The following is a 10790-nucleotide window of genomic DNA, read 5'->3' as shown; positions in this document are numbered from 1 at the left end:
AAAAGTTCATTAAAGTAATTTCGGAGTAATTCCATACTACTAGTTTAAAATGAACATAACAAGGCTCCATCCCCTTAACGGGCATGGAGCCTTGACTTGCATTACTTAGTGGGAATAACTAGGGACTTACCTGTGTAAGGCTAATTATCTCTTCAGGTTGTAGAAAGATTTCAAGCCGTTATATTGAGCAAGTTCACCCAATTGGTCTTCGATACGAAGCAATTGGTTGTACTTCGCAATACGGTCAGTACGGGAAGGTGCACCAGTTTTGATTTGGCCAGCGTTAGTTGCAACCGCGATATCAGCGATTGTGCTATCTTCGGACTCACCTGAACGGTGGGAGATAACAGCTGTGTAACCAGCACGTTTAGCCATTTCGATTGCATCGAAAGTTTCAGTCAATGTACCGATTTGGTTAACTTTGATCAAGATGGAGTTACCGATTCCGTCTTCGATACCTTTACCAAGACGCTCAGTGTTAGTTACGAACAAGTCGTCACCAACGAGTTGGATTTTGCTGCCCAATTTGTCAGTGAGCAATTTCCAACCTTCCCAGTCATCTTCGGAGCAACCGTCTTCGATTGTGATGATTGGATATTTATCAACCCAAGAAGAAAGAAGGTCAACAAATTCTGCTGGAGTGTAGGATTTGCCTTCGCCTTCGAGGTGGTATTTACCGTCTTTAAAGAACTCAGTGGAAGCAACGTCCATACCGAGGAATACGTCAACACCTGGTTTGTAACCAGCTTTTGTAATAGCTTCCATGATGGAAGACAATGCATCTTCGTTAGAAGTGAAGTTAGGAGCGAATCCACCTTCATCACCAACTGCAGTGTTGAGGCCTTTACCTTTCAATACGTCTTTCAAAGCGTGGAAAATTTCTGCGCCAGTACGAAGAGCCTCTTTGAAAGTAGGAGCGCCAACTGGCAGAACCATGAACTCTTGTACGTCAACGTTGTTGTCAGCATGTGCTCCGCCGTTAACGATGTTCATCATTGGAACTGGAAGTTGTTTAGCGTTGAATCCGCCAAGGTATACATACAATGGAAGATCCAAAGCGTCAGCAGCTGCGCGAGCTACTGCCATGGATACAGCAAGAATTGCATTCGCACCCAGTTTACCTTTGTTAGGAGTTCCGTCCAAAGCGATCATCAATTTGTCGATGCCGAGTTGGTCAAGAGCATCCATACCGATTACTTCTGGAGCGATAATTTCGTTTACGTTCTCAACAGCTTTAAGAACCCCTTTACCAAGGTAACGGGATTTGTCGCCATCGCGAAGCTCAACAGCTTCATGCGCGCCAGTGGATGCACCTGAAGGAACAATTGCGCGTCCGATTGCGCCGGATTCAAGATATACTTCAACTTCTACTGTAGGGTTACCACGAGAGTCAAGGACTTCGCGTGCGTATACGTCAGAAATAATAGTCATTTTGTATAGTCTCCTTATTATGGATTGGTTTGTTCATTATATTACAACAGTTATGTTCAGGGCAAATTACCCTATTGTATTAACAGTGTTAAGCTTTACGACTGACAATCATCGATTGTCCTGTCATTTCCTCAGGTTGAGGCAAGCCCATCAAATCAAGAAGGGTTGGAGCCACATCTGCAAGAATTCCGCCTTGACGCAGAACGACATTCTCATCCGTTACGATGAAAGGAACCGGATTCGTTGTATGTGCTGTGAATGGACGGCCATTTTCGTCAAATACCATATCTGCATTACCGTGGTCGGCGATAATAATGACAACCCCGCCTTTTGCTTTTACAGCATCTACTACTTTACCAACACATTCATCCGTTACTTCAACCGCTTTTTTCGTAGGCTCCAGCATACCGGAGTGTCCTACCATGTCTGGGTTAGCAAAGTTAAGAATGATCGCATCATGTTTATCTGCTTCAATCTCCTTCACACAAGCCTCAGCCACTTCATAAGCGCTCATTTCCGGTTTAAGGTCATAAGTTGCAACCTTTGGCGAATTGATCAGGATCCGAGTCTCGCCAGGAAGCTCAACGTCACGGCCACCGCTAAAGAAGAACGTTACGTGAGGATATTTCTCCGTTTCGGCAATACGCAGTTGTTTCTTGCCTTGTTGCACAAGCACTTCACCAAACGTATTGTCGAGATTTTTTGGAGAGTAAGCTACATATCCTTCTACCGTTTCAGCAAACAGTGTCAAGCATACAAAATGCAGACCCTCAGGGAATTTAGGTCCACGGTCAAAGCCATGGAAATCCTTGTTTGTGAATACGTTAGACAATTGGATAGCACGGTCAGGACGGAAGTTAAGGAACACGACGGAATCGCCGGATTCTACCAAAGCTACCGGTTGATCCTTGTCATCCACAATAACTGTAGGCATTACGAACTCGTCAAATACCGACTTCTCGTAAGATTCAGTAACAGCCTTGATCGGGTCGATATACTTAGGGCCTTCGCCGTAAACCATAGCACGATAAGATTTCTCTACGCGCTCCCAGCGTTTGTCGCGGTCCATTGCATAATAACGACCTTGAACTGTTGCGATCTTACCTACGCCAACCTCTTCGATTTTTGCGATAAGACGCTCCAAAAATCCTTTTGCGCTATCCGGAGCTACGTCGCGGCCATCAAGGAACGCATGAATGTATACTTCGTGCATATCTTCCTTCTTAGCCAGGTCGAGCATAGCGAACAAGTGCTCGATGTGGCTGTGTACGCCGCCATCTGACAAAAGTCCATACAAATGCAATTTCTTGCCTTGAGATTTCGCACTGCGAACAGCGCCAACCAATGTTTCGTTATCAAAGAACTCCCCATCACGAATCGATTTAGATATCCGGGTTAAGTCTTGATATACGATACGTCCTGCTCCGATGTTTAAGTGACCCACTTCGGAGTTACCCATTTGACCTTCTGGCAAGCCTACTGCTTCGCCACAAGCTGTCAAAGTGGTATTCGGATATTGCTTTAAGTAACGGTCGTAGTTAGGCTTGTTAGCCTGAGCTACTGCATTACCTTCAACCGTATTCCGAAGTCCAAAGCCGTCCATGATGATCAGTGCTACTGGTTTAGGAGCTGTCATCTTACTTAGCCCCCTCGACCAATTGAATATAAGATGCCGGTTGCAGACTAGCGCCACCTACGAGCGCGCCATCGATGTCGCTTTGGCCCATATATTCTTTCACATTCTCTGGCTTCACGCTGCCGCCGTATTGAATGCGAATTTTGCCTGCTACTTCATCATTGTACAGGTCTTTAACGATGCTGCGGATGTAAGAAATAACTTCGTTAGCATCCTCAGAAGTGGAAGATTTGCCTGTGCCAATTGCCCAGATCGGTTCGTAAGCAATAACGACCTGTGTAGCCTGGTCAGCGGACAATCCTTTAAGTGCTGCTTCAGTTTGCACTTTAACAACATCTTTAGTTTGTCCAGCTTCACGTTCTTCAAGCTTTTCACCAACACAAGGGATTGGGGTCAAGCCATGCTTAAATGCAGCATGCACTTTTTTATTTACAATTTCATCAGTTTCTCCAAAATAAGCGCGACGCTCAGAATGTCCAATAATGACATAATCTACGCCAAGTTCTTTCAGCATTCCACCGCTAATTTCACCAGTGAATGCACCTTCATCTTCGAAATGCAGATTTTGGGCGCCGATTTTGATCGACGTGCCTTTAGCAGCCTCTACCAATGCAGGAAGGTTAGTGAACGGAGCGCAAATTACGCTCTCAACTCCTGCTACTTCCGCTTTCCCTTTTACCGCTTCGAAGAAAGCTTTTGCTTCAGAAACCGTTTTGAACATTTTCCAGTTCCCGGCAATGATCGGTGTTCTCATGCGGTACACTCCTTTTTCATTACAGATTCATTGTTTCTTATTTATCGTTTAGAGCCACAACGCCTGGAAGTGCCTTACCTTCCATGAATTCGAGGGAAGCACCGCCACCAGTGGAGATGTGGTCCATCTCAGCAGCAAGGTTGAATTTCTCAGTAGCTGCAGCAGAGTCGCCGCCACCGATAATTGTATAGCCTTCGGTTTTCGCACAAGCTTCTGCTACTTCTTTTGTACCATTGGCAAAAACATCGATTTCGAACACGCCCATAGGCCCGTTCCATACTACCAATTTCGAGTCTTTGATGATATCTGCATAGATTGCACGAGTCTTAGGTCCGATATCGAGGCCTTCCCACTCTGCAGGAATGCCATCCACATCTACAGCCTTATGGTTTGCATCAGCACTGAAATCATCAGCAGCAATGACATCCACTGGCAGTACGAAGTTTTTGCCAAGTTTTTTAGCTTTTTCGATAAATCCAAGAGCTACGTCAAGCTTGCTGTCATCAAGCAATGATTTACCGATTTCATGTCCTTGAGCCTTGAAGAAAGTATAAGCAAGACCGCCACCAATCAATACATTATCTGCAATGTTAAGCAGGTTATCGATAACGTCGATCTTGTCTTTCACTTTGGAGCCGCCAATGATTGCCGTGAAAGGACGGTCTGGATTGGACAATGCTTTACCAAGAACGGACAATTCCTTTTCCATCAAAAGACCGGATACAGCTGGCAAATAGTGTGCAATACCTTCAGTGGAAGCATGCGCACGGTGTGCAGCGCCAAATGCATCATTTACGAACAGATCAGCAAGCTCTGCAAATTGTTTTGCCAGCTCTGGATCGTTCTTTTCTTCGCCTGGATAGAAACGTACGTTTTCAAGTACCAACACATCACCGTTGTTCAATGCAGCTACTTTCGATTTAGCTTCTTCACCGATTGCTTCGTCAGCTTTAGCTACAGGTTTGCCAAGCAGCTCAGCAAGACGCTCAGCAGCCTTTGTCAAACGCATAGATTCGTTAACTTGACCTTTTGGACGACCCAAATGGCTCGCAAGGATTACTTTTGCGCCATTTTCAATCAGGTACTTAATTGTTGGCAAAGTTTCACGAATACGAGTATCGTCAGTAATTTGTCCATCTTGCATAGGTACATTAAAGTCCACACGTACAAACACGCGTTGTCCAGTTACTTCTACATCACGTACACTCTTCTTGTTCATCTCCACGTTCCTCCCATAGGTATGCGCAGCAGTGTTCCTTATCAGGGCTACAGCAGCGCAGCCACAAATATGCTCTGATTTTCTCTGATTTCTCTCCTAAGCGGTGTTGCTTCTAAATATCTCTATAATTTAAATATGTGTGTGTGAATGTCGTATAAAAACAAATTTAAACTTTTAAAAATTAACTGTTAACCTATGAACCAAAGAGGAGTCCTCTCAACAAGGTTGCTCCTCTTTGGGTTCTGTATACAATTAAACTTTATTACTTAACTTTTTTAGCGAAGTATTCCAAAGTACGAACCAATTGAGCAGTGTAGGACATTTCATTGTCATACCAAGAAACTGTTTTAACCAGTTGTTTGTCGCCAACAGTCAATACTTTAGTTTGAGTAGCATCGAACAGGGAACCGAAAGTCAAACCTTTGATATCGGAAGATACGATTTCGTCTTCAGTGTAACCATATGTTTCTGGATCGGAAGCAGCTTTCATAACAGCGTTAACTTCCTCAGCAGTTACTTTCTTATCAAGAACAGTTACGAGCTCAGTCAAGGAACCAGTTGCAACTGGAACACGTTGAGCCGCACCATCCAATTTACCTTGCAATGCAGGGATAACAAGACCGATTGCTTTAGCAGCACCAGTAGTGTTAGGAATGATGTTCTCAGCAGCTGCACGAGCACGACGGAAGTCACCTTTAGCATGTGGAGCGTCAAGTGTGTTTTGGTCGCCAGTGTAAGCATGGATAGTAGTCATCAAACCTTCAACGATACCGAAGTTGTCGTTAAGAGCTTTAGCCATAGGAGCCAAGCAGTTAGTAGTACAAGAAGCACCGGAGATTACTGTTTCAGAACCATCAAGGATTTCATGGTTAACGTTGTATACAACAGTTTTCATGTCGCCAGTAGCAGGTGCGGAGATAACAACTTTCTTAGCGCCACCTTTAAGGTGAAGTTCAGCTTTTTCTTTAGTTGTGAAGAAGCCTGTGCACTCAAGAACGATGTCTACGCCAAGCTCGCCCCAAGGCAATTCTTCAGGGTTACGGTTAGCAAGAACTTTAACATCTTTGCCGTTAACTTTGAAGAAACCATCATGTACTTCTACTTCGCCATCGAATTTGCCTTGAGTTGTATCATATTTCAACAGATGCGCCAACATTTTAGCGTCAGTCAAGTCATTGATTGCTACTACTTCGATACCTTCCACATTTTGAATACGACGGAAAGCAAGACGACCAATACGTCCAAAACCATTAATACCTACTTTTACACTCATTGAATAGATCCTCCCAGTGTTCTTTTTTTTATTAATCAAGACAAGCTATTAAGCTCGCCATGAGTAAACAATAGTTCATGATCCAACCTGTTGTCCCGGATTCTGTTCCAATTCCCTCACTATTTCTTCTGCTGCAGCTTCATCAGTTACAAGAACGTCTTCCTGTCCGAACTTCAGCACGGCATGAATAGCTTTAGCTTTACTTTTGCCGCCTGCAATCCCTACTACATGGTCCGTTCTCATAATGTCTTCCAATCTCAGCCCCAGAGTCAGCATTTTGTGAACCACAACGCCATTATTATCAAAATAGTATCCATATGATTCCGCGAGGGCGCCTTGATTCTGCAATTCTTCCACTACTGAGTCTTCAAGCTTGCGTCTACGTGCCATCTCCATCGCATCACCGATACCATGGATTACAATCCGAGCCCCTCTGATCATTTCAACAATGTCATGTATGTTCGGATCGTGCACAAGAGATTCATATGCTTCCTTACCTAGTAAATCTGGTACATGCAGCAATCGATAGCCTGCACCTACCCGCTTTGCCATACCGGAAGCAATCGTATTCGCTTGAATCTCCAAGCTCTCACCTAATCCGCCCCGCGCAGGAACGAACCAGCTCTGTTTGAGTGATACATTTGGAGGAGTAAGGTGTTCCGCAACCTCAGCAAGTGTCGTACCTCCGGTAACCGCTACTACATCATTACCGCTCATAACACTTAACAACGCCTTGGCCCCTGCTCGTCCTAATTCCTTCTTGGTGAGAGGCGATGTCTCGCTATCACCAGGAACTACAACAACTTTACAAAGTCCATAGGCAGTGCGGATCTTCTCTTCCAAATTGGCTAGACCGAAGATTTCCTTCACTACAGGCTCCAGCTCATCCAGCAGCTTTCTGCCAGATTCACTGACTCTCATGCCTACATTCTCGATCTCAATCAGACCTTGAGCCTTCAAGAGATCTGTCTCGGCCCTTAGCACACGCTCGGTCATATTCAGTGATACAGCCAGCGTTCTACGACCAATAACATCAGATAGCAAGATCTGGTGAAGTATGGTATACCTCTTCTTGAGAATTTCCATGAGATCAGGAAGAAGCTGCTTTTGCATTTCTAAAATCATTCTCATGCTTTCCACTCCTGCAAGCTTCATCTTCTCTCCATTTCTCTCTGGTCCTAAAATGTCCCGGGTTAACTTTTTAAGTCCCACTGATATTTTAACCAATTTTTGTGCCTGTTGCAAGCCTAACGTCCGTATAATTCACAATCTTTCTTCCACTTATACCAAGAATACAGAATGTAATAAATTTCATAATAAAATAAGGCTTGTTTACTTGCTTTTTAACTCTGGATGCCATATAATCATTTTTGCTACGCTAATTTGCGCCCGTGGTCCAATGGATATGACGTAGGCCTCCGGAGCCTGAGATCGAGGTTCGATTCCTCGCGGGCGCGCCATTCTAATTTAAAATATCCTTGTTATAGATTTACCCAATTGTCCACGATTATATTGAATGGACTTTTTTATTACACATAGTTTGACTTTCTTTGACTTTCTGTTTCAAATTGTTTATCATGAGGTTAATATCACTCGATTCCGTCAATTATGAAATTGATTGATCTAAAATAAGGAGGTTTTATCGGTGAGTTATATTCCTATGGTCGTTGAACAAAGTAACCGCGGGGAGCGTTCCTATGACATTTACTCCAGACTGCTGAAGGACCGGATTATTTTCCTGGGTTCCCAAGTAAATGACGTTGTCGCTAACTCCATCATCGCTCAAATGCTGTTCCTGGATGCTGAAGATCCCACCAAAGACATTTCTTTGTACATTAACAGCCCAGGCGGCTCCATTACAGCCGGTATGGCCATTTACGATACGATGCAATTCATTAAATCTGATGTCTCTACAATTTGTGTAGGATTGGCGGCATCTATGGGAGCCTTCCTCTTAAATGCAGGCGCACCTGGCAAACGTTATGCATTGCCTAACAGTGAGATCATGATTCACCAACCGCTCGGCGGAGCTGAAGGTCAGGCATCCGACATTGAGATTCGTGCTCGTCGCATTCTCAAGATGCGTGATAAGCTTAATGGTATTCTCGCAGAACGTACAGGTCAGCCAATAGAAAAAATCGAAAGAGACACCGACCGTGACAACTTCATGAGTGCAGCCGAAGCAAAAGAATATGGTCTGATCGATAAAGTTATTGAAAAGGTAGATTCTCAAAAAGCGTAACAAATGCTATGAATGAAAAGACTGTCCCAACGGGGTACTCTATACCCATGGGCGGTCTTTCTTGCTTTTCTACAGATTCAATGAAAAAATATGAGCAGGACTATTACCTTATAAGGGAGCGAAACTTGAAGATGAGCCACACACAGAGAAAAAAACTGCCCGAAGTCAGCCGTACATTGGCAGAAGTAGCACTCGGTACAAAAAAAGCTGATTTAGTCGTAAAAAACGGGACACTTGTCAACGTATATACAGGTGAGCTGCTGCCGAATACAGACGTTGCGGTTGCCGAAGGCAGAATCGCTTATGTTGGCGATGCCACTCATACGATTGGAGAGAATACTCAAGTCGTTGATGCGGCAGGCCGTTACATTTCCCCTGGCTTGTTGGATGCACATATGCATGTAGAGAGCACCATGCTGTCTGTTACCGAATTTGCAAAAGCCGCGCTGCCTAAAGGAACAACAGGTATTTTCATGGACCCCCACGAAATCGCCAATGTTTTCGGTACTGAAGGTGTTCGCTGGATGCATGAGGAAGGCCGCGCTTTGCCGCTGAAAGTATATACGACATTCCCATCCTGTGTACCCGCAACTGATGATCTGGAGGATGCAGGTGATAAGCTTGACGTCTCCGATATCGCTGATGGAATGTGCTGGGACGGTGTTGAAGGCCTTGGTGAAGTGATGAACTTCCCTGGGGTCATCTACGGAGATCCCAAAATGTCGGGCGAAATCGCAGCAACGATCAATGCCGGCAAAACAGTGACCGGACATTTCCCAAGCGATGACGAAGCTGCACTTCAAGCCTATATCGCTTCAGGCGTAACCTCCGACCACGAGACTGTTACCCGTGAGCAAGGCTTGATCAAACTTCGCCTGGGTATGCATCTGATGGTTCGCGAAGGATCTGCTTGGCATGACGTTAAAGAAGTCATCAAGGTGGTTACTGAAGATCACGTGCGCACTGACAATATCATGTTGGTGACTGATGATGTCTATCCACAAACCTTAGTTGAAAAAGGACACCTCAATCATGTCGTTCGCCGCGCAATTGAGGAAGGTGTCGATCCTGTTACCGCTATTCAAATGGGTTCGATCAATACGGCGCGCTATTTTAAACTAGACGGGGATATCGGAGGCATCGTTCCAGGCAAATGTGCCGACCTGCTGTTAATTGATGATCTTAAGCAAATGGAGCCATCCACGGTTATTACTGACGGAACGGTTGTATTTAATAATGGAGCAATTCAAATCGAATTCCCGAATTATGTATACCCTGAAGCCGCCCGTCAATCCGTGCATCTAGCTGGCCCGCTCACCCCGCAGGAGTTCATTATGCCTAGCCGTGTGACTGGATCAACAACCAAAGTGAATGTCATTCAAGCAATCGAAAACAGCGCACGAACAGCTAAAGGCACAGCAACCCTCACTGTTGAGAGTGGTATAATTCAGCCCGATCTAGCACAGGATGTTGTTCAGCTTGCTTGCATCGAGCGCCATCACGGAACTGGACAAATCTCTTTAGCTTTTGCTCAAGGCTTTGGTTTACAAAGAGGAGCTGTAGCCTCAACTGTCGCTCATGACAGTCACAATCTGCTTGTGATGGGAACCAATCCGGAGGATATGGCCTTTGCGGCCAATGAGTTGGCTAAGATGGGTGGTGGGATGATCGTCGTATTGGACGGTAAAGTGCTTGCCTCCGTGCCGATGGTCATTGCCGGTCTGATGTCAGACCAGCCGCTGGACATCGTAGTGAAAGAGGTTCAGGCTTTGGAGCAGGCCTGGCAGACTCTTGGCTGCATGCTGAACGCACCGTTCATGACCTTCTCGCTGGTGGCTCTGCCTGTTATTCCTGAGATTCGAATCACGAATCGCGGACTGGCTGATGTAGAACAGTTTAAGCTTATCCCGGTCGAGATTGTGAAGTAGCTTTTGGAGTAGCCTTTTAGCTGCTGATCCGAGCCGTTAGACTTCAAATTACTTTAGACTGATCAGGATTTCATCAATTGATAATGGCAAAAAGCGGAGCTGTCCCAAAAGTAGGGTTACTGTCAAAACTAGAAATAGCGGTGCAGGGAAGATGATCCTTGCGCCGCTTGATCCTGCCACACATTGTATGACCGTATCTCATGTGTAATAGTGTCATGATGCGGAATTCCTGAAATTCCTGCAAATGTGCAGGCTTTGATCATGTAAAGTCTCTAAATGCCCTAAATTGCTGCAAATGTGCAGGCTT

Annotated in this window: 8 protein-coding genes and 1 tRNA gene; 3 read left to right on the top strand and 6 right to left on the bottom strand. The window is 45.0% G+C overall.

Features of this window, described 5'->3' with window-relative positions:
• Positions 1-144: 144 nt before the first annotated feature.
• The 6 genes from eno to BLS49_RS23950 all read right to left on the bottom strand — a co-directional run bounded on the left by eno (position 145) and on the right by BLS49_RS23950 (position 7444).
• Positions 145-1431 carry a phosphopyruvate hydratase gene (gene eno / locus BLS49_RS23975; protein WP_091236584.1) on the bottom strand — a complete coding sequence of 429 codons (1287 nt, stop codon included), beginning with the start codon at positions 1429-1431 and terminating at the stop codon, positions 145-147.
• 88 nt (positions 1432-1519) lie between these two features.
• Positions 1520-3067 carry a 2,3-bisphosphoglycerate-independent phosphoglycerate mutase gene (gpmI, locus tag BLS49_RS23970; RefSeq protein WP_091236583.1) on the bottom strand — a complete coding sequence of 516 codons (1548 nt, stop codon included), beginning with the start codon at positions 3065-3067 and terminating at the stop codon, positions 1520-1522.
• 1 nt (position 3068) lies between these two features.
• Positions 3069-3821: a triose-phosphate isomerase gene (gene tpiA, locus BLS49_RS23965; protein ID WP_091236581.1), complete on the bottom strand. Its 753-nt coding sequence runs from the start codon at positions 3819-3821 to the stop codon at positions 3069-3071.
• Between the two features lie 37 nt (positions 3822-3858).
• The gene (locus BLS49_RS23960) at positions 3859-5040 is read right to left on the bottom strand and encodes a phosphoglycerate kinase (protein WP_091236579.1); all 1182 of its coding nucleotides are present in this window, start codon (positions 5038-5040) and stop codon (positions 3859-3861) included.
• Between the two features lie 262 nt (positions 5041-5302).
• The gene (gene gap, locus BLS49_RS23955; RefSeq protein ID WP_091236577.1) at positions 5303-6313 is read right to left on the bottom strand and encodes a type I glyceraldehyde-3-phosphate dehydrogenase; all 1011 of its coding nucleotides are present in this window, start codon (positions 6311-6313) and stop codon (positions 5303-5305) included.
• A gap of 75 nt (positions 6314-6388) precedes the next feature.
• Positions 6389-7444 (bottom strand): sugar-binding transcriptional regulator, encoded by a 1056-nt coding sequence (locus tag BLS49_RS23950; RefSeq protein ID WP_091236589.1) that lies wholly within the window; start codon positions 7442-7444, stop codon positions 6389-6391.
• 254 nt (positions 7445-7698) lie between these two features.
• Here BLS49_RS23950 and BLS49_RS23945 point away from each other — a divergent pair.
• The 3 genes from BLS49_RS23945 to ade all read left to right on the top strand — a co-directional run bounded on the left by BLS49_RS23945 (position 7699) and on the right by ade (position 10483).
• Positions 7699-7773, top strand: a tRNA-Arg gene (locus BLS49_RS23945).
• Between the two features lie 185 nt (positions 7774-7958).
• The gene (gene clpP / locus BLS49_RS23940) at positions 7959-8555 is read left to right on the top strand and encodes an ATP-dependent Clp endopeptidase proteolytic subunit ClpP (protein ID WP_091236576.1); all 597 of its coding nucleotides are present in this window, start codon (positions 7959-7961) and stop codon (positions 8553-8555) included.
• Between the two features lie 131 nt (positions 8556-8686).
• Positions 8687-10483, top strand: a complete 1797-nt coding sequence (ade, locus tag BLS49_RS23935) for an adenine deaminase (RefSeq protein ID WP_091236586.1) — start codon at positions 8687-8689, stop codon at positions 10481-10483.
• Positions 10484-10790 lie beyond the last annotated feature (307 nt).

Source organism: Fontibacillus panacisegetis, assembly GCF_900102215.1.
In the GTDB taxonomy this organism is placed as follows: Bacteria; Bacillota; Bacilli; order Paenibacillales; family Paenibacillaceae; genus Fontibacillus; species Fontibacillus panacisegetis.
The sequence above is the reverse complement of the archived record's forward strand: the minus strand, read 5'-3'. Positions and strand labels throughout refer to the sequence as shown.

Bases quoted from the DNA above. Each gene is read 5' to 3' on its own strand.
- eno (WP_091236584.1), bottom strand. From the start codon at position 1,431: ATGACTATTATTTCTGACGTATACGCACGCGAAGTCCTTGACTCTCGT.
- gpmI (WP_091236583.1), bottom strand. From the start codon at position 3,067: ATGACAGCTCCTAAACCAGTAGCACTGATCATCATGGACGGCTTTGGA.
- tpiA (WP_091236581.1), bottom strand. From the start codon at position 3,821: ATGAGAACACCGATCATTGCCGGGAACTGGAAAATGTTCAAAACGGTT.
- BLS49_RS23960 (WP_091236579.1), bottom strand. From the start codon at position 5,040: ATGAACAAGAAGAGTGTACGTGATGTAGAAGTAACTGGACAACGCGTG.
- gap (WP_091236577.1), bottom strand. From the start codon at position 6,313: ATGAGTGTAAAAGTAGGTATTAATGGTTTTGGACGTATTGGTCGTCTT.
- BLS49_RS23950 (WP_091236589.1), bottom strand. From the start codon at position 7,444: ATGAGAATGATTTTAGAAATGCAAAAGCAGCTTCTTCCTGATCTCATG.
- ade (WP_091236586.1), top strand. From the start codon at position 8,687: ATGAGCCACACACAGAGAAAAAAACTGCCCGAAGTCAGCCGTACATTG.